The 16,312-nt window shown below is 74.4% G+C and carries 20 protein-coding genes and 1 pseudogene; 9 read left to right on the top strand and 12 right to left on the bottom strand.

The genetic code is table 11. The features are described 5' to 3' along the window. Position 1 precedes the first annotated feature (1 nt). Positions 2–733: a PP2C family protein-serine/threonine phosphatase gene (locus ACZ6S5_RS20665; protein ID WP_466002698.1), complete on the bottom strand. Its 732-nt coding sequence runs from the start codon at positions 731–733 to the stop codon at positions 2–4. Positions 734–970: 237 nt separating this feature from the next. Further along, positions 971–1,240, bottom strand: coding sequence for a flavin reductase (locus ACZ6S5_RS20670; protein ID WP_466002700.1), 270 nt, complete (start codon positions 1,238–1,240; stop codon positions 971–973). Positions 1,241–1,717: 477 nt separating this feature from the next. Between ACZ6S5_RS20670 and ACZ6S5_RS20675 the strand changes: the two are divergent. Both ACZ6S5_RS20675 and ACZ6S5_RS20680 read left to right on the top strand, forming a co-directional pair. Further along, positions 1,718–2,442, top strand: a pseudogene (locus ACZ6S5_RS20675) (Scr1 family TA system antitoxin-like transcriptional regulator). Beyond that, entirely contained in the window at positions 2,430–2,627 is a 198-nt protein-coding gene (locus ACZ6S5_RS20680) for a DUF397 domain-containing protein (RefSeq protein WP_466002702.1), read from the top strand. Before ACZ6S5_RS20675 ends, ACZ6S5_RS20680 begins: the two are co-directional and overlap by 13 nt. Here the strand turns inward: ACZ6S5_RS20680 and ACZ6S5_RS20685 are convergent. Then, complete coding sequence (locus tag ACZ6S5_RS20685) at positions 2,624–3,145, bottom strand: GNAT family N-acetyltransferase (RefSeq protein WP_466002772.1); 522 nt, start codon at positions 3,143–3,145, stop codon at positions 2,624–2,626. The genes ACZ6S5_RS20680 and ACZ6S5_RS20685 overlap by 4 nt on opposite strands. Before the next feature lie 22 nt (positions 3,146–3,167). Between ACZ6S5_RS20685 and ACZ6S5_RS20690 the strand changes: the two genes are divergently transcribed. Beyond that, positions 3,168–3,488, top strand: coding sequence for a DMT family transporter (locus ACZ6S5_RS20690; protein ID WP_466002704.1), 321 nt, complete (start codon positions 3,168–3,170; stop codon positions 3,486–3,488). A 427-nt stretch (positions 3,489–3,915) separates the two neighbouring features. Beyond that, entirely contained in the window at positions 3,916–4,824 is a 909-nt protein-coding gene (locus ACZ6S5_RS20695; RefSeq protein ID WP_466002706.1) for a hypothetical protein, read from the top strand. 143 nt (positions 4,825–4,967) lie between these two features. On the opposite strand, the gene ACZ6S5_RS20700 is transcribed toward ACZ6S5_RS20695, so the two are convergent. After that, positions 4,968–5,480: a GNAT family N-acetyltransferase gene (locus ACZ6S5_RS20700; RefSeq protein WP_466002708.1), complete on the bottom strand. Its 513-nt coding sequence runs from the start codon at positions 5,478–5,480 to the stop codon at positions 4,968–4,970. A 60-nt stretch (positions 5,481–5,540) separates the two neighbouring features. Between ACZ6S5_RS20700 and ACZ6S5_RS20705 the strand changes: the two genes are divergently transcribed. From ACZ6S5_RS20705 to ACZ6S5_RS20715, 3 genes are all read left to right on the top strand, one after another. Continuing rightward, positions 5,541–6,146 (top strand): HAD family hydrolase, encoded by a 606-nt coding sequence (locus ACZ6S5_RS20705; RefSeq protein WP_466002710.1) that lies wholly within the window; start codon positions 5,541–5,543, stop codon positions 6,144–6,146. 153 nt (positions 6,147–6,299) lie between these two features. Further along, positions 6,300–7,511 (top strand): MFS transporter, encoded by a 1,212-nt coding sequence (locus tag ACZ6S5_RS20710; RefSeq protein WP_466002712.1) that lies wholly within the window; start codon positions 6,300–6,302, stop codon positions 7,509–7,511. Between the two features lie 12 nt (positions 7,512–7,523). Beyond that, positions 7,524–8,057 (top strand): GNAT family N-acetyltransferase, encoded by a 534-nt coding sequence (locus ACZ6S5_RS20715; protein ID WP_466002714.1) that lies wholly within the window; start codon positions 7,524–7,526, stop codon positions 8,055–8,057. Between the two features lie 4 nt (positions 8,058–8,061). Here the strand turns inward: ACZ6S5_RS20715 and ACZ6S5_RS20720 are convergent, their stop codons facing one another. From ACZ6S5_RS20720 to ACZ6S5_RS20740, 5 genes are read right to left on the bottom strand one after another with little or no spacing between them, the layout of a single operon-like run. Next, a complete protein-coding gene (locus ACZ6S5_RS20720; RefSeq protein WP_466002716.1) occupies positions 8,062–8,319 on the bottom strand; it encodes a UBP-type zinc finger domain-containing protein in 258 nt (85 codons plus the stop codon). Continuing rightward, positions 8,316–9,896 carry a Na+/H+ antiporter gene (locus ACZ6S5_RS20725; RefSeq protein WP_466002718.1) on the bottom strand — a complete coding sequence of 527 codons (1,581 nt, stop codon included), beginning with the start codon at positions 9,894–9,896 and terminating at the stop codon, positions 8,316–8,318. Before ACZ6S5_RS20725 ends, ACZ6S5_RS20720 begins: the two co-directional genes overlap by 4 nt. A gap of 37 nt (positions 9,897–9,933) precedes the next feature. Further along, a complete protein-coding gene (locus ACZ6S5_RS20730; RefSeq protein WP_466002720.1) occupies positions 9,934–10,899 on the bottom strand; it encodes a TIGR03885 family FMN-dependent LLM class oxidoreductase in 966 nt (321 codons plus the stop codon). A 41-nt stretch (positions 10,900–10,940) separates the two neighbouring features. Continuing rightward, on the bottom strand, positions 10,941–12,353 hold the full coding sequence (locus tag ACZ6S5_RS20735; RefSeq protein ID WP_466002722.1) for an NADP-dependent succinic semialdehyde dehydrogenase: 1,413 nt from the start codon (positions 12,351–12,353) through the stop codon (positions 10,941–10,943). 12 nt (positions 12,354–12,365) lie between these two features. After that, positions 12,366–12,620, bottom strand: a complete 255-nt coding sequence (locus ACZ6S5_RS20740) for a DUF6343 family protein (protein ID WP_466002724.1) — start codon at positions 12,618–12,620, stop codon at positions 12,366–12,368. 174 nt (positions 12,621–12,794) lie between these two features. On the opposite strand from ACZ6S5_RS20740, the gene ACZ6S5_RS20745 reads away from it, so the two are divergent. Beyond that, positions 12,795–13,412 carry an antibiotic biosynthesis monooxygenase gene (locus ACZ6S5_RS20745; RefSeq protein WP_466002726.1) on the top strand — a complete coding sequence of 206 codons (618 nt, stop codon included), beginning with the start codon at positions 12,795–12,797 and terminating at the stop codon, positions 13,410–13,412. Positions 13,413–13,512: 100 nt separating this feature from the next. Beyond that, positions 13,513–14,358, top strand: a complete 846-nt coding sequence (locus ACZ6S5_RS20750) for a GDSL-type esterase/lipase family protein (protein ID WP_466002728.1) — start codon at positions 13,513–13,515, stop codon at positions 14,356–14,358. Positions 14,359–14,365: 7 nt separating this feature from the next. Here the strand turns inward: ACZ6S5_RS20750 and ACZ6S5_RS20755 are convergent, their stop codons facing one another. The 3 genes from ACZ6S5_RS20755 to ACZ6S5_RS20765 form a co-directional block, all read right to left on the bottom strand. Further along, the gene (locus ACZ6S5_RS20755) at positions 14,366–15,103 is read right to left on the bottom strand and encodes an EcsC family protein (RefSeq protein WP_466002730.1); all 738 of its coding nucleotides are present in this window, start codon (positions 15,101–15,103) and stop codon (positions 14,366–14,368) included. A 38-nt stretch (positions 15,104–15,141) separates the two neighbouring features. After that, positions 15,142–15,288, bottom strand: a complete 147-nt coding sequence (locus ACZ6S5_RS20760; protein WP_466002732.1) for a hypothetical protein — start codon at positions 15,286–15,288, stop codon at positions 15,142–15,144. A gap of 110 nt (positions 15,289–15,398) precedes the next feature. Beyond that, complete coding sequence (locus ACZ6S5_RS20765; protein WP_466002734.1) at positions 15,399–16,289, bottom strand: peptidase M23; 891 nt, start codon at positions 16,287–16,289, stop codon at positions 15,399–15,401. Positions 16,290–16,312: the final 23 nt, after the last annotated feature.

The following is a 16,312-nucleotide window of genomic DNA, read 5'->3' on the forward strand; positions in this document are numbered from 1 at the left end:
CTCAGGCCGGCTCGTCCACCACGTCGGCGATCAGCACGGTCACGTTGTCCGGGCCGCCGGCCCGCAACGCCAGGTCGATGAGCTTGGCCGCGCACGCCTCCCGGTCGGCGTATCCGCCGAGCACCTCGGCCAGCGTGTCCGCGCGGACCACGTTGGAGAGGCCGTCACTGCACAGCAGCCAGCGGTCGCCCGCCCGGGGCACCATGGTCGCGTACGCCGGGGAGACCTCGTCGCCCTGCAACGCCTGGGTGACCACGGCCCGGCGGGGGTGGCTGCTCGCCTGCTCCGGGGTGATCACGCCCTGGTCGACCAGCATCTGCACGAACGTGTCGTCGCGGGTGACCTGCTTCAGCACGCCCTCTCGGAACAGGTAGGCCCGGGAGTCGCCGACGTGCGCCAGGGCCAGGCAGCTGCCGGTGCGGGCGAAGAGCAGTCCGGTCAGTGTGGTGCCCATGCCCTGGCGTTCCGGGTCCTCCTCGACGGCTCGCCGGATCCCCGCGGTGGCCAGCTCGATGCCGCTCTGCAGGGCGGCGACCAGCGCGTCCTCCGGGGTCTCCACGTCGAGTGGGGCCACCGCGTCGATGGCGATCCGGCTGGCCAGATCACCGGCCGCCATGCCGCCCATGCCGTCGGCGACGGCGACGAGCCAGCTGCCGGCGTGGAGCGCGTCCTGGTTCCCGCTGCGGATCAGCCCTCGGTCGCTCGCCCCCACGGAACGAAGCTTCAGGGTCATGGGAGGCAGCCTGCCAGGCGAAGGCATCAGTTGTCTCTAGGAGATCAGGACGATGCTGCCTGGCGCGGCGAATCTCACTGTCGGCCCGCCCCGCAGCGCATCGGGCCAAGCCGATTGACAGGCCATCCTGAAAACACCCCGCCGGAAACGCTCCCACCTCTCGGTGGCAGCAACTTCGGGGAAGTTGCTGCCACCACCGGTCGCGGAGGCAGCAACTTCCCCGAAGTTGTCGCACGGTCAGGGCGGCGTGGGGTCCTGGCCACGGGCGCGGGCCCAGGTGAGGAAGCGGTCGGTCAGGGCGGGCGGACGGGTGTGGGCGTTGAGCTGGGCGAGGTGGTCGCCGGCCTCCTGCATCAGGGTGCCGAGGTAGACCAGCAGCGCGGTCCGGTCGTGGCGGTACTCGACCAGCAGCGCCAGCCGCGCGGGTTGGCACGGCCACTCCGCGCCGCACGCCCGGCACCGCCACAGCGGCCGCATGGGTACGTGCGGTCGCGCCGGCCGGCTCACGCGGCCCCGCCTCCGGGGCCGCCGGCACGCCGCCCGCCGCCCGGGCCGGCGTCATGCCGTCCGCCCGCAGCGCCGTGACGCCCGCCCCCGGGACCGGCGTTGCGGCACCAGCCGCCGGCCCGCCACCGCTGGGCCGGGGTCAGGCTGCCGGCCCGGCCGGGCGCCATGGTCGGGAAGACCTGGGTGGGCGCGTTCTCCCAGGCCGGGCGGGGACGCGGGACGCGGGGCGGGGGCGGGAGGGGGTCACGACGGCGGAACCGGAACAACGGGGCCTCCTCGACGGTCGATGGAGGGCCGCCCGGACGCCGTTGTCCGGGCGGCCCGCGGTCCCGCCGCCAGTTCGGGCCACGGCGTCGGTTCCGCTCACCGGAATGCTTCCGCGCGTCGCGAGACGGTCACACCGCGTGGCGGTAGGGTCGGCGGACGTCCGGGACGTCCTGTGTGGAGGCGGGTGTGAACGAGGCGCTGCGGATCGCCATGGCCGAGGCGGGCGAGACGGCGGAGTCCCTGGCCGACCGGGTCGGGGTGGACCCGAAAACCGCCGCCCGCTGGGTCACCCCGGGCGCGTCCCGCATCCCCGGCATCGGGCGGCGGTGTCCCGGGCGCTCGGCCGGGAAGTGGGCGAACTCTGGCCGGACGTGGTCCGCCGCCGCGAGCCGGTCTGGTTCCTGCCCTGGGCCGAGGTGGAGCGCCGGGCGGACACCCTCCGGTCGTTCGAGCCGTCCGTGCTGCCCGGCCTGCTCCAGACCGAGGCGTACGCGCACGCGGTGCTGAGCAGCGGCCCGCTCGCCGACGACGCGGTGGAGGGCTACGTCGCCGCCCGGCTCGCGCGGCAGGCCGCCGTCTTCGACCGGCCCCGGCCACCGCTGACCGTCTTCGTGGTGGACGAGGCCGCGCTGCGCCGGGGCGAACCGGAGATCATGCAGCCGCAACTCGACCACCTGGTGGCCATGGCGCAGCGGCCCCGGGTGCTGCTGCACGTGCTGCCGCTGCGCGCCGGCTTCCACCCCGGCCAGGCCGGCGCGTTCGTCATCGCCAGCACGGACGACCGTGCCGACGTGGCCTACCTGGACGACCAGGCGGCCGGGCGGACCACGAAGGACGTTGCCGCCCTCTGGCAGGTCTGGGACACTCTCAGGTCGGTGGCGCTGCCGCGCGACCAGACCATCCAGTTCCTGAAGGCGCGACCATGGCTGACCTGACCGGCGCCCGCTGGCGCACCAGCACCCGCAGCAGCTCCAACGGCGGCAACTGCGTCGAGGTCGCCGACAACCTGCCCGGCGTCGTCGCCGTCCGCGACTCCAAGGACCGCACCGGCGGCACCCTCGCCTTCCCTCCCGCCGCCTGGCAGGCGTTCGTCGCCGGGCTCCCGGGCTTCCGCCGCTAGGCCGGCCGGCCCGCCGAGGGACGACGCAGCTCGTACAGCAGGCTCGGCCGGCCCGCGGCGTCCGGTCGACTGCCCGCCCGAACCGCACCGATCTTCTCCAAGGCGCGCTGCGAGCGCCGGTTCTCCGGGCCGACGATGAAGACCACCCGCTCGACGAAGCAGAACGCGTGGCCCACCATCAAGGCCTTGAGCTCGGCGTTCGCCGCCCCGCCCCAGTACGCGCGGGCGAGGAAGGTCCAACCGATTTCGACCTCGCTGCGCGCCGCGTCGTAGCCGTGGAACCGGGACGACCCGATGACCTCGCCGCCGACGGCGGTGACGGTCAGCGCCCCGCCGCAGGCGAGGGACTCCGCGAAGAACTGTGCGAACACCGCCCGCCGGTGCCGGTCCCGCACAGGATGCTGCGCCCAGATCAGCGGGTCCCGCGCCACCGCGTACAGGTCGTCGAAGTCGATCGGACGGAGTGGCCGCATCCCGACGAGCTGCCCCGACATGGTGGGCTGTGCGCCGAACGGCATGGCGCAGTGTATGACGGGGCGCATGGCGTACCTCTTCCTGCTCGGCGCGATCACCGCCGAGGTGATCGGGACCAGCCTGCTCAAGGCCACCGACGGCTTCACCCGGCTCTGGCCGACGCTCGGGCTCGCGGTGGCGTATCTGTCGGCGTTCGGGCTGCTCGCCCTAGCAGTCAAGGAGATCCCGGTCGGCGTCGCGTACGCGATCTGGTCCGGGCTGGGCACCGCAGCCATCATGGCGATCGGGGCGACCTTCCTGGGCGAGCCGCTCAACCTCGCGAAGGTGGTCGGCGCCGGCCTGGTCGTCGCCGGGGTCGTCGTGCTCAACCTCGGCGGCGCCCACTGACGGTCGGCCGGCGAACCGGAGGCGGGTCGGGTCGTGCGGGCACTCCGGCCCTGGCACCGGTTCGTCGGGATCCGGGTCTCCGGCGGCCGGCATGGCCGCGAGGATCTCCAGATCACGGTTGACGCGGTGCGCCGCCCGCGCGAAGACCGGGATGGCCAGGGCGAGCAGGAACAGCAGCAGGACGATCACCCTGATGACGGTCACCCGTTGTCCTCAATGGACAGAGGCAACCCGGCCGTCACGCTCATCCGAAACCCCCCGCGGCCGACCATTGGACGACGATTTGTTGATCAAGCTACCAGCAGGATCTTGTCGGCCAACAACTGTTGCCCCATCAAACAGGTCACCCCTGCCTGCGTTGACGCCACCTGTCGGCCGGACGAAACCCGGTGGACGCACGGCGAGCGCGTACGCGATGGTGGCGGCCATGGACGACGGCGAAATGTCCGGCGCGGAGCGTCGGGTGTGGGCGGCGTTGCCGGCGGGCACCCGCGCCGCGCTGGCCGGCCTGCCCGCGGCGGACCTGCGCACGCTGCTGTTGTCGGTGGCCCGGGACCGCGCCGCGACCGTCCGCCCGGCTGACGTGCTGCGGCGCTGGCGCGAGGACCGCTTCGTCCGCCCGGCCGACGTCGACCCCCGCGCGGTGACCCGGGTGGAGGCACGGCTGTGGGAGCTGCTGCCCGCCGACGTGGCGGGCGTGGAACTGTCCCCCGTCGCCCCGCTCGGCACCTGCACCGCCGTCGCGCCGGTCAGCCAGCACCGGATCGTCAGCACGGTGCGCGGTACCGAGGTGGTGAGCGACCCGACGAACGCCCTGGCCGTCGAGGCGGCCGTACGCCGACGGCGCGGCGACGAGGTGCACCTGGCCGCCGTGCAGCGGGTGCTGCGGGCGCAGGACTTCGGGCCGGCCGCCTCGGCGCACTTCCGGCTCTTCACGCTGGTGTCCAGCGCCCGGGACGCCGGGTCGGGACGCACGGAGGCGCGGCTGCTCGTCCGGCACCTGACCTGGTGGCACCGGGTCCTCGCCGACCTGGCGTCGCCGGCCGGGCCCCGGCTGCACGTGACGGTCCTCGACCGGGTCGCCGGCGAACGGCTCGCCGACACCGTCCGGCCGGCCCTCACCGCCGACGGGATCACGCTGCACGACGAGCCCGAACGGCAACGCGGGCGCGGTTACTACCGCGGCGCCGCGCTGCGCCTCACCCTGGCCGACGGGACGCTGGAGGTCGGCGACGGCGGCGGCACCGACTGGACGGCCCGGCTGCTGGGTGATGCCAAGGAACGCTGCCTGGTCTCCTGCCTCGCCACCGAACGGCTGGTCGGGGTGCGCCGGTGAGCAGGTTGGTGGTGCAGCGGATCGTGGTCCGCTGGACCAGCCGCGACGCCCGGTGGGCCCGCGACCGGGACGACCGGGTGCACCTGTACGGCGGCCCGCGTCCCGGTCGCCGCTGACAGCTCGCGGGCCGGCGCGGTGACGGGTCAGCCGACCGGCCGGCGCATCGCGATCCGGTCGGCCGGGTCCAACCCGAGCGCCGCCTCGGCCGCCAGCAGCCCGGCCAGCCCCGGGGTGACCTCCGCCCCGGTCAGCTCCCGGAAGCCGCAGCGCGCGTAGTACGGTCCGTTCCACGGCACGCTGCGGAACGTGGTCAGCGTCAGCGCCGGCAGTCCCTGCCCGGCGGCCCAGGCGGCCACGTCGTCGAGCAGCCGCCGCCCGATCCCCCGCCGGGCGTACGCGGGGTCGACGCTGAGCTGCTGCACGTGCGCGCAGCCGTCCACCAGCTCGACCACCACGAAGGCGACCGGGCGGTCGTGGGGGCCGACGGTGACCCGGAGCCGACCCTCACCCTGGGCCGCGGCCAGCACCTCCAGCGGCAGCGGCGGCATGTCGGCGACGTCGGTCATGCCGATCTCGCGGAACGGTGCGCCGGAGGCGACCTCGATCCACTGCACGGCGGTCAACTCGTCCGCCCGGGCGGACCTGCTGGGTTCCACGGCTCGGACCCTGGCAGAGGGGTGACGGGGCGGCCAGCGAATTTCCCGTAACCTGCACCGGTGCTCCTGCCTCTGCCGCCCGGCGGCTTCCGCGCGTACCTGTTCGACTGCGACGGCACCATCGTCGACTCGATGCCGCTGCACCACGCCGCCTGGCTGTCGGCCCTGGACGAGTGGGGCTGCGAGTTCCCCGAGGAACTGTTCTACGCCTGGGGCGGCCGGCCGGTCGCCGACATCGTCGCCGACCTGAACGAACGCCACGGACTGGCCATGCCGGTCGAGCTGGTGGCAGGCCGCCAGGAGGCGTTCTACCAGCGCGGGCTGCCCGCGGTGACCGCCGTTCCGGAGGTGCTGGCGCACATCGAGGACGCCCACGGGCGGGTTCCCTTCGCGGTCGTCTCGGGGAGCACCCGGGAGTCGGTCACCGCCTCGCTCACCGCGCTGGGCCTGCTCGACCGGTTCGAGACGCTGGTCTGCGCCGGGGACTACACGCGGCCCAAGCCCGACCCGGAAGGTTTCCTGCTCGCCGCCCGGCGGCTGGGCGTGGCCCCGACGGACTGCCTCGTGTTCGAGGACACCGACCTGGGCGTGCAGGCGGCGACGGCGGCAGGCATGGCTGCGGTACGCGTACCGCAACCGTGGGAGCGGCTCGCCCGTCCCGTGTGACCGGCGTCGCGTCCGTCGGGAAACCACGCCGGCGCGGACCTGCCTAGGGTCGATGGCATGGCCGTCGACGGGGACGTCGCAGCTCGGCGTGGGTGGCGCCGGCTGTTCGGCACGTCGCCGATCCCGCCGCCGGGACACCTGCGTGCCCTCTTAATGGCCACCCTGGCCAACACGGTCGGCCTGGGGCTCTGGACGGCCGGGTCCGCGCTCTACCTGACCCGGGACGTCGGCCTCTCCCCCGCCTCGGTCGGTGCCGGGCTCACCGTCGCCGGGCTGGTCGGGCTCACCGCGAGCGTGCCGCTCGGCGCGCTGGCCGACCGGCGCGACCCGCGTACGCTGCGCGCCCTGCTCCAGGTGTGCCAGGCGGTCGTGGCGGCGGCGTACCTGCTGGTCGACTCATTTCCGGTGTTCCTCGCGGTGGCGGTGCTGGACGCGCTGCTCACCTCGGGCAACCTGGCGGTCCGGGCCGCGCTGGTGGCCGCGGTCGGCGGACCCGAGGGTCGGGTGCACGCCTTCGCCACCCTGCGCGCGGTCGCCAACCTGGGCATCGCGGTCGGCACGGCGCTGGCCGGGATCGCACTGGCCGTGGACACCCACCGGGCGTACCAGGTGCTGGTGGTCGGGGACGCCGCCACCTACCTGCTCTCGGCGGCGCTGTTGCTGCGGCTGCCGGCCCAGCCGCCGGCGACCGGCGGCCGGCCGGCCCGGCGCGGCGCGTTCCGGGCCGGCGGCGCGCTGCGCGACGGGCGGTTCCTCGCCGTCAGCGGGGCGTCGGCGGTGCTGGCCCTGCACCTGACGGCGCTCACGCTCGTGGTGCCGCTGTGGACGGTGACCCGGGCCGGCGCGCCACCGCCGGTGGTCTCGGCGGTGCTGCTGACCAACACGGTGCTCACCGTGCTGCTGGCGGTACGGCTCAGCCGGGGCGCGGACACCGCCGCCCCGGCGGCCCGGAAGCTGCGCCGGGCCGGCCTGGTGCTGGCGGCGGCGACCCCGCTCTACGCGGCCACCGCCGGCCTGCCCACCGGGCCGGCGGTCGCGGTGCTGCTGCTGGCCACGGCGGTCTGGACGCTCGGCGACCTGTGGCACGGCCCCGCCGCGGCGGGCCTCGCCTACGACCTGGCCCCATCGGCGGCGATCGGCGCGTACCAGGGCGCGGACGGCCTGCTCGCGGGCCTGGCCCGCGCGGTCGGCCCGGCGCTGCTCACCGTGCTGGTGCTGCACGGCGGGGTGCCCGGCTGGCTGGTGCTCGGCGCGCTCTTCACGGGTGTCGGCCTGGTGGCGCCGGCGCTGACCCGGTGGGCGCTCGCCAACCGGGCGGCCGGCGAGCCGGCGGTGGCCGATGATCGACCGGCCGCCGCCGTGTAGCAGCATGGCGGCATGACCGACCAGCAGACTCTCCCCATCCGTCGGGGCGGCCCGGACGACGCCACCACCGTGCTGCGGCTGCTCGACAGCGCCACCGCCTGGCTGGTGGCGCGGGGCCGGACCGGCCAGTGGGGCACCGAGCCGGCGTCGTCCGACCCGCGTCGGATCGCGCAGGCCGAGGCGTGGGCCACCGGCGGCGGGCTGTACCTGGCGATGTTCGGTGACCACGCCGTGGGCGCGCTGGTGGTGGGCGAGGCCACCTCCTACGTCCCGCCGGCCGCCGAACCGGAGCTGTACGTGAACCTGCTGGTCACCGACCGGGCGTACGCCGGCCACGGGATCGGGGCGCGGCTGCTGGCGTACGCGGCGGAGCTGGCCCGCGAGCGCGGCGTGGGGCTGCTGCGGGTGGACTGCTACGGCGGCGACGACCGGGCGTTGGTCCGCTTCTACGAGGGCTGCGGCTTCACCGCCACCGACCCGTTCACCGTCGAGCGGCCCGGCCGGGAGCCGTGGCCCGGCCAGGTCCTCGCCCGCCGGCTCGACTGACCGGTCAGCCGATCTCCTCGTCGACGAAGCACCAGCGCCAGGCCTCCCCCGGCTGGATCGAGCGCATCACCGGGTGCCCGGTGTTCTCGAAGTGCTTGCTGGCGTGCTGGTAGGGCGACGAGTCGCAGCAGCCGACGTGCCCGCAGGTCAGGCAGGCCCGCAGGTGCACCCAGTCGTCGTTGCCGACCGCGACGCAGTCCGGGCACTCGGTCGTGGTCTGCGGCTCGGCGTCGCCGGCCTCGGCCAGGTGCTGACAGCTCATCCCTTGTCCTCCTGTCGCAGCAACGACTCCTCCAGGTCCAGGTCACGATAGGCGCGGACCAGCACCTCCTCCGGGATCCGCCCGGAGTCGCGGGCGGCCCGGAAGACCTCCCGCTCGGCGTCGATCATCTCCTGCCGCAGCCGACCGTACGCCTGGGAGGGGGTCTCCCGCTCGGTGCCCCCGAGCCGTTCCCAGGCCAGGTTGGTGCGGCTCTGCACCAGCCCACGCAGCCGCTCGACGACCGCTTCCGGTGCCCCCTCGGCCAGCTCCTCCAGGCGTTCCCGGGCCGCCCGGCCGGCCTGCTGCTGCACGGCCGCGGCGGAGAGCGCGTCCTGCACCGGGTCGTCCGGGGGCAGCCTGAGCATGCGGGCCACCGCCGGCAGGGTGGCGCCCTGCGCGACCAGGGTGACCACGATCACCGCGAACGCCAGCCAGATGAACAGCTGCCGCGGGTACGCGCGGCCGTCGGCGAGGGTGAGCGGGAGGGCGAGCGCGGCGGCCAGGGTGACCACGCCGCGCATCCCGGCCCAGCCGATGACGAGCGGGGCCCGCACCGACGGCGCCGGGTCGCGGCGGCGGACGCGCGGCACCAGCCGGGCCAGGTAGGTGGCCGGGAAGAGCCAGACGAACCGGCTCAGCACGACGGCGGCCAGCACCGCGGCGGTGATCCCGACCAGCCGACCGACCGGCTCGTCCAGGTCGCGGAGGACCTCGCGCAGTTGCAGCCCGACCAGCAGGAAGACCAGCCCCTCCAGCAGGAACTGGATCAGCTTCCAGAAGGCGCTCACCTGGAGCCGGGAGGCGGCGGACATCAGCAGCGGCTGCTTGTGCCCGATGCCCAGCCCGGTCACCACCACCGCGACCACCCCGGAGGCGTGGATCTCCTCGGCGGCGAAGACCACCGCGAACGGCACGATCAGCGACAGCGCGTTGTCCAGCACCGCGTCGGTGATCCGCTTGTGCAGGTGGCCGAAGACGACCACGCCGAGCAGGCCGACGAGGATGCCGCCGCCGGCGGCGACCACCACCTCGCGGGCCACCTCGCCGAACCCGACGTGACCGCCGGCCGCGGTGGCCGCGGCGACCGCCACCCGCAGCAGCACCAGCGCGGTGGCGTCGTTGACCAGGCTCTCGCCCTCCAGGATGGTCACGATCCGCCGGGGCAGGCCGACCTTGCGGGCCACCGCGGTGGCGGCGACCGCGTCGGGCGGCGCCACCACCGCGCCCAGGGCCAGGCAGATCGCGTACGGCACGCCGGGCAGGAGCAGGTACAGGACGGTGCCCACCACGAACGCGCTGAAGATGACCAGCCCGACGGCGAGCAGCAGGATCGGCCGCAGGTTCAGCCGGAACGCCGGCACCGAGGTCTTCAGGGCCGCCACGTAGAGCAGCGGGGGCAGGATGCCCACCAGCACCAGGGTCGGGTCGAGCCGCACCTGCGGGACGAACGGCAGGAAGGACAGGCCGAGGCCGAGCACCACCAGCAGGATCGGGGCGAGCAGGCCGAGCCGCCGGGCCAGGGCGGCGCCGAACGTGGCGATCGCGAGAAAGACCACGACCTCGAACAGAGCTTCCATGGGGTACGAGCCTAGGCGGCCCGCGTTTCCGGCGTGATCAACCCGCAGGGCGCAGTTTCGGCAGCACCTCCGCACCGAACGCGTCGATGAAGGCCCGCTGCTCCTGACCGACGTGGTGCAGGGCGATCTGGTCGAAGCCCAGCTCGACGTACTCCTCCAGCCAGCCGACGTGCCGGCCCAGGTCGGCGGAGACGTTGACCACGGAGGTCACCTTCGCCATCGGCACGTCCGCGCTGACCACGTCGAAGTGGTCGGCCAGCTCCAGGTCCCAGCAGACCGGCGGGGCGAAGACGTTGCTGCGCCACTGGTCGTACGCGATCGCCTCGGCCTCGGCCTGCTCGCGCGCCCAGCTGACGTGCACCTGCAGGTGCAGCGGCCCGCGCCCGCCGGCGTCCCGGTACGCGTCGACCATCCGGCGCAGGTGCTCCGCCGGGGCGTTGACGGTGATCAGGCCGTCGGCCCACTCGGCGCACCAGCGCGCGGTCGCCACGCTGACCGCCGCCCCGATGAGGGCCGGCGGTTGCTCGGGCCGGGTCCACAGCCGGGCCCGGTCCACGGTCACCAGGCCGTCGTGGCTGACCTCCTCACCGGCGAGCAGCGCCCGGATCACGTCGACGCACTCGCGCAGCCGGGCGGCGCGGACGTCCTTGCGGGGCCAGGGGTCACCGGTGATGTGCTCGTTGCTCGCCTCGCCGGTGCCCAGCGCGGCCCAGAACCGGCCCGGGTACATGGCGGCGAGGGTGCCGATGGCCTGCGCGACGATCGCCGGGTGGTACCGCTGGCCGGGCGCGTTGACCACGCCGAACGGCAGGTTGGTGGCCTGGAGCGCAGCGCCCAACCAGGACCAGGCGAAGCCTGAGTGGCCCTGCCGGGCGCTCCACGGCGAGAAGTGGTCCGAGGACATCGCGGCGCCGAATCCGGCGCGTTCGGCGTGCACGACCGCCTCCAGCAGCCGGGCCGGGTGGATCTGCTCGTGGGACGCGTGGAAGCCGAACACCGTCATGGGCGCACCTCCTACCCATGACGGTGTCCGGCCAATCGCGACTACTCGGCGTGCGCCCCGGCGCCGGGGCCGGCCCGGCCTTCGCCGATCCAGACGGTCTTGGTGTTGCAGAACTCCCGCATGCCCAGGGCCGACAGCTCGCGGCCGTAGCCGGAGTTCTTCACCCCGCCGAACGGCAGGTCCGGATAGGACGTGGTCATGCCGTTGATGAAGACGCTACCGGCGTCCAGATCGGTGGCGAAGCGCTCCTGCTCGGCCGGGTCGGTGGTCCAGGCGTTGGAGCCGAGGCCGAAGTTGGTGCCGTTGGCGACCTCGATGGCCTCCTCGTACGAGGACACCCGGTAGAGGCCGGCGACCGGGCCGAACACCTCCTCGGCCCACATCCGCATGCCCGGCCGCAGGTCGGTGACCACGGTCGGCGGGTAGAACCAGCCGTCCCCGGCCGGTTTCTCGCCGCCGCAGAGGATCGTGGCGCCGTTGTCGACGGCGTCCTGCACCTGCTCGTGCACCTCGTCCCGGCCCCGGTCGGTGGCCAGCGGGCCGACGTCGGTGTCGTCGTCCATGGGGTCGCCGACGCGCAGCGCTGACATCCGGGCGGCGAACTTCTCGGCGAAGGCGTCGAAGACGTCGGTGTGCACGATGAACCGCTTGGCGGCGATGCAGGACTGCCCGTTGTTCTGGCAGCGGGCGGTGGTGGCCACCTCGGCGGCCTTGTCCAGGTCGGCCGAGGGCATCACCACGAACGGGTCGCTGCCGCCGAGCTCCAGCACGGTCTTCTTCAGTTCCCGGCCGGCGCTCTGCGCGATCGACCGGCCGGCGCCCTCGCTGCCGGTCAGGGTGGCGGCCCGGACCCGGGGGTCGCCGAGGATCCGGTCGACGGCGTCCGAGCCGACCAGCAGGGTGGTGAACGCGCCCTCGGGGAAGCCCGCGCGGCGGAACAGGTCCTCCAGATAGAGGGCGGTCTGCGGCACGTTGGAGGCGTGCTTGAGCAGGCCGACGTTGCCGGCCATCAGGGCCGGCGCGGCGAACCGCATGACCTGCCAGAGCGGGAAGTTCCACGGCATCACCGCGAGGACCGGGCCGAGCGGCTGGTAGCGGACGAACGCCCGCTTCGCCGTGACGGCGGCGGCGTCGGCGGGTTCGTCGGCGAGCATCCGCTCCGCGTTGGCCGCGTAGAAGCGGCAGGCGGTGGCGCACTTGGTCACCTCGGCCTTCGCGGCCGCGTACGTCTTGCCCATCTCGGTGGCCATCAGCCGGGCGGTCTCGTCGCGCTCGGCCTCCAGCAGGTCGGCGGCGGCGGTGAGCCACTGCCCGCGCTGGGCGACGGTCGTGCCGTGCAACTGCCGGAAGGCCAGGTCGACCCGCTCGATGGCGGCGTCCACCTGCTCGTCCGACATCGGGTCGTACGTCTTGAGCACCTGTCCGGTGGCGGGATTGGTGGTGGCGATGGGCATCTCGTACTCCTGTCACTCGAACAGTGAGTGCCGCACGCCCGGCTCCTCCCGGTGGCGGGCGGCGCGGCGGCGCTGGATGACGACGAGGTCGACCACGGCCACCACGGCGAGGACCGCGCAGACGACGCCGAGCCAGGCCAGGTGCGCCCAGAAGGCGACCACGGCGAAGAGGGTCATGGTGACCAGGCCGAAGGTGGCGAGCACGAGCCGCAGGTTCAGCGCGCTGTACGCGGCGTTGACCCGGCGGCGGGGCTGTGATCGGGTCATTCCTTCCGGCTACCCCCGCTCGGGCGGCCCTAACCGGTTGCCGCCGGGGAGCGCCCGCCGGCCCGGTGATCCCGGACACGGACCGGGTACTCGGCGGATGCCGCCGCCGCACCGGTGCGTTACACCGGTCTGCCACGACCGGACCGATCCCGGCGACGGCGGAGAGGATGAGGCATGACCACGACGCAGGCGGTTCCCGTCACCGTCGCCGTCGCCCGGCGCGCCGACCCGGCGCGGACCGACGAGATGGTGGCGTGGATGCGGGCCGGTACGGCGCTGGCCGAGTCGTTCCCGGGATTCCTCGGTGCCGGCTTCGTGCAGAGCGCCCCCGGGTCGCCGGAGTGGCACGTCATGTACCGCTTCGCCGACGCCGAGACCCTGCGCCGCTGGGAGGAGTCGCCGCAGCGGAACTGGTGGCTGAGTTCGGCGCAGGGCATCGTCGAGCACACCCGGATCGAGCGGCGGACCGGGATCGAGGGCTGGTTCGATCCGCCGGTGGACCACGTGGTCGAGACGTTCGTCGCGGGCGACGCCGAGCCGGCCGTGCCGGCGGCCCCGCCCCGTTGGAAGCAGGCGGTGACCATCTGGCTGGCGTTCTTCCCGCTGAGCCTGACCGCGACCCTGCTCACCGCCCGGTTCATCGCCGACGTGCCGCTGGCGGTGCGCACGCTGCTCATGACGCTCTGCCTGACCCCGCTGATGACCTACCTGGTGCTGCCCCGGATCACCCGGGCGCTGCACTGGTGGTTGCACGGCCAGCCGGCGCCGTGGCGACGTAACACGCGAATGTGAACGACGGCTGTCGATGCCGGAAAGTCGACAGAAGTCCCGGCGTCACGGTGGGTGTGCATAAGGTCGACGCGCTGCTGCACGCCGCCGGACGGGGGACGGGATGTCTCGACGTTGGCTCAGCGCGCTGGCCTGCCTGGTGGCGCTGGTCGCCCTCGCCTGCGACGGCGCCGGTTCCGCGTCACCCCGACCGTCCGGCAGCGCTCGCCCCGGCGGACCCGCCGTGCTGGTCGCGCTGGGCGACTCGATCAGCACCGGGTTCGGCTCCTGCCTGGTGCTGGTGAGCTGCGAACGGAACTCCTGGTCCACCGGCACCAGCGTCCGGGTGGACAGCCACTACCGGCGGCTGCGCGAGCGCGACCCGGCGCTGCGGGCGGTAAACCGGGCGGCGCCGGGTGCCCGGGCCCGGGCGCTGACCGGGCAGGCGGCCGCGGCGGTCCGGGACCGGGCCGACCTCGTCACGGTGCTGGTCGGGGCGAACGACGCCTGCCAGGCCAGCGTGGACGCGATGACCCCGGTGGCCACCTTCCGCACCCAGGTCGACGCCGGCCTGCGCAGGCTGCGGGCCGGCCGCCCGAAGGCCCGGGTCCTGGTGGTCAGCATCCCCGACCTGTACCGACTCTGGCAGGTCGGCCACACCGACCAGCGGGCGGCACGGGCCTGGGCGCACGGGGTCTGCCCGGCGCTGCTGGCCGACGCGACCGCCACGTCCGCGGCGGCGGTGGCCCGGCGGGCCCGGTTCCGGGAGCGGATCGAGGACTACAACGACCAGCTCCGCGCGGCCTGCCGGGCAGACGGGGCCCGGTGCCGGTGGGACGGCGGCGCGGTCCACCGGGCCCGGTTCGACCTGGACCAGGTGAACAGCCTGGACTGGTTCCACCCGAACGCCTCCGGGCAGGCCCGGCTCGCCGGGGTGACCTGGGGTGTCGCCCGCTGGGTGGACGACTGACCCCGGCTCAGGACCGGCGCTGCTGGGGCAGGTTGCCCGGGCCGCCCCGGTAGAGGGCCCGGGCCCGCTCGGCGAGGTCCTTGGTGGCCGAGGAGTTGGCCCAGGTGCCGAGGATGATCGCGGCACCGGGCACCACCTTGGCGAAGATCCGCTTCGCCGCGCGTACCCCGGCCATCTGGGCCAGCCGGATGCCGAGCTGCACCATCACCCGCCCCAGCGGGCGCTCCCCGGCCATGCCGAAGAGCGCGCCGGCGCGCTCCCGCCCGGCGGCCACCCCGAGGGCGAGCCGGGCGCTCTCGGCGACCTTGTGCACCTTCTGCAGCACCAGCAGGTCGGTGGCCCGGTCGGGGTGCACCGGGTCGACCCCGTACGCGGCGGCGACGTGCAGCACCAGCCGGGCCTGGGTCCAGGCCAGCACCCCGACGTCGAGCACCGCGCCGGGCAGCCCGGCCGCGCCGGAGACCGCTCCGGAGAGCCGGGCGTGGTTGACGAACTTGCGGACGGCCTGGTCGGCCAGTTCCTCGCCGGAGATTTCGGGCCGGTGCGCCCGCTCCCGGGCGGCCCACTGCGCCGCCTCCGGTCCGAGCCGCCGCACCGCCTCCAGCGCCAGGTGCTCCGGGGCGTACTGCGGGTCGTCCCGCATCCGGTCCCAGAGGGTGGCCGGCGGCGCTTCGGGGGCGTCCTGGGGCGCGGCCGGCTGCGGCGGGACGGTGTTCTCGCCGTCGACGGGGGCGGAGTCGGTCACGTGGGGCTCCCGGGGCTCGTACTGCGGGGGCGGAGCGGTCAGCGCCGGCGGCTGGACAGCCGGGTGGCGAGCTGCTTGAGCCGTTGCTGGTTCTCCGGCTTGGCCAGCTCCCGCCGGCCGCGTTCGACCAGCTGCTGACCGCGCGGCGACCGCAGGAAGGCGCTGATCCGTTGCATCAGTGACATGTCGTCCTCCCGTCCGCGGTCCCTCATCATGTGTACCCGGGACCGGCAACCCGCTGATACCCGGGCCGACCACCGGGCAACCGCCCACAGTGGCCGCCCCGGGCGTCCGGTCAGCTCAGGATCGCGTCGACGACCTCGGTGGCCCGCCACTCGTGCTGGGCGTACGCCCACGGGAACGCGGAGACCTGCACGGCCTGGGCGGCATCCGTGAGCGCCATGTCCTGCCAGCCGGGGATCTGCACCAGGACGGAGAGGAACGCCTTGGTCGCGAACTCCGGGTCCATCAGCTCCTCGACCGTGCCCCAGCCGCTGCTCGGCCGCTGCTGGAACAGCCCGACCGAGTCGTGGTCCCAGCCGATGGCCTGGTGCGGGTAGTTCTGCGACTCGGGCAGCACGCCGCTGGCGTAGTTGTAGAGGTTGCTCTCCTGCATCGCGGTGGCCACCGCGATCACCAACCCGCGCCGCGGCACGCCCATCTCCCGGCCGGCCTGCACGATCTTCTTGGCGTTGTCCATCTGGTCCTGATCCAGCCCGGCGACCGGGACGATCCGCTTCGGCTTGGGCTTGGGCTTGGCCTTCGGCTTGGGCTTCTTCGTCGCCACCGGGGTGGCGGTGGCGGTGGCGGTGGGGCTGGCGGTCGGGGTGGCCGGGGCGGGCGTCTGCCGCGCCATGCCGCGCGAGGCGGCGTCGAGGGCCGCCCGCTGGGCGACCTCCTGCGCCGACGGCGCCGGGCTCGTCGAGCCGCCGACCCCGCCGACCCCCACCTGGCTGAACCCGACCAGGCCGAGGCAGCAGACCGCGCCGGTGGCCACCGCCAGCTTCGTCCGGCCGGGACGGGCGGCGAAGGGGTTAGCGAGCCCGCTCAGGCGGGTACGGAGGGAACGTCGGGGAGTGGAGGTCTCCACGGAGTCGGTTGACCGGACGGTGGAGGGGGTATCGTCCGAACGGTCAATCGCGCCGTCGAGGCCGTACTGGTCGTCGAGGGTGCCGTCGTCACGCATTCGACGAGGCTAGGCAGGAGGAA

It is taken from the genome of Micromonospora sp. NPDC051924 (genome assembly GCF_055586005.1).

What these genes read in the sequence shown, in the direction of transcription:
- ACZ6S5_RS20665 (WP_466002698.1), bottom strand. Translation starts at nt 733, where the DNA reads ATGACCCTGAAGCTTCGTTCCGTGGGGGCGAGCGACCGAGGGCTGATC.
- ACZ6S5_RS20680 (WP_466002702.1), top strand. Translation starts at nt 2,430, where the DNA reads ATGGCTGACCTGACCGGCGCCCGCTGGCGCACCAGCACCCGCAGCAGC.
- ACZ6S5_RS20685 (WP_466002772.1), bottom strand. Translation starts at nt 3,145, where the DNA reads ATGCCGTTCGGCGCACAGCCCACCATGTCGGGGCAGCTCGTCGGGATG.
- ACZ6S5_RS20690 (WP_466002704.1), top strand. Translation starts at nt 3,168, where the DNA reads ATGGCGTACCTCTTCCTGCTCGGCGCGATCACCGCCGAGGTGATCGGG.
- ACZ6S5_RS20695 (WP_466002706.1), top strand. Translation starts at nt 3,916, where the DNA reads ATGGACGACGGCGAAATGTCCGGCGCGGAGCGTCGGGTGTGGGCGGCG.
- ACZ6S5_RS20710 (WP_466002712.1), top strand. Translation starts at nt 6,300, where the DNA reads ATGGCCACCCTGGCCAACACGGTCGGCCTGGGGCTCTGGACGGCCGGG.
- ACZ6S5_RS20715 (WP_466002714.1), top strand. Translation starts at nt 7,524, where the DNA reads ATGACCGACCAGCAGACTCTCCCCATCCGTCGGGGCGGCCCGGACGAC.
- ACZ6S5_RS20720 (WP_466002716.1), bottom strand. Translation starts at nt 8,319, where the DNA reads ATGAGCTGTCAGCACCTGGCCGAGGCCGGCGACGCCGAGCCGCAGACC.
- ACZ6S5_RS20725 (WP_466002718.1), bottom strand. Translation starts at nt 9,896, where the DNA reads ATGGAAGCTCTGTTCGAGGTCGTGGTCTTTCTCGCGATCGCCACGTTC.
- ACZ6S5_RS20730 (WP_466002720.1), bottom strand. Translation starts at nt 10,899, where the DNA reads ATGACGGTGTTCGGCTTCCACGCGTCCCACGAGCAGATCCACCCGGCC.
- ACZ6S5_RS20735 (WP_466002722.1), bottom strand. Translation starts at nt 12,353, where the DNA reads ATGCCCATCGCCACCACCAATCCCGCCACCGGACAGGTGCTCAAGACG.
- ACZ6S5_RS20740 (WP_466002724.1), bottom strand. Translation starts at nt 12,620, where the DNA reads ATGACCCGATCACAGCCCCGCCGCCGGGTCAACGCCGCGTACAGCGCG.
- ACZ6S5_RS20745 (WP_466002726.1), top strand. Translation starts at nt 12,795, where the DNA reads ATGACCACGACGCAGGCGGTTCCCGTCACCGTCGCCGTCGCCCGGCGC.
- ACZ6S5_RS20750 (WP_466002728.1), top strand. Translation starts at nt 13,513, where the DNA reads ATGTCTCGACGTTGGCTCAGCGCGCTGGCCTGCCTGGTGGCGCTGGTC.
- ACZ6S5_RS20760 (WP_466002732.1), bottom strand. Translation starts at nt 15,288, where the DNA reads ATGTCACTGATGCAACGGATCAGCGCCTTCCTGCGGTCGCCGCGCGGT.
- ACZ6S5_RS20765 (WP_466002734.1), bottom strand. Translation starts at nt 16,289, where the DNA reads ATGCGTGACGACGGCACCCTCGACGACCAGTACGGCCTCGACGGCGCG.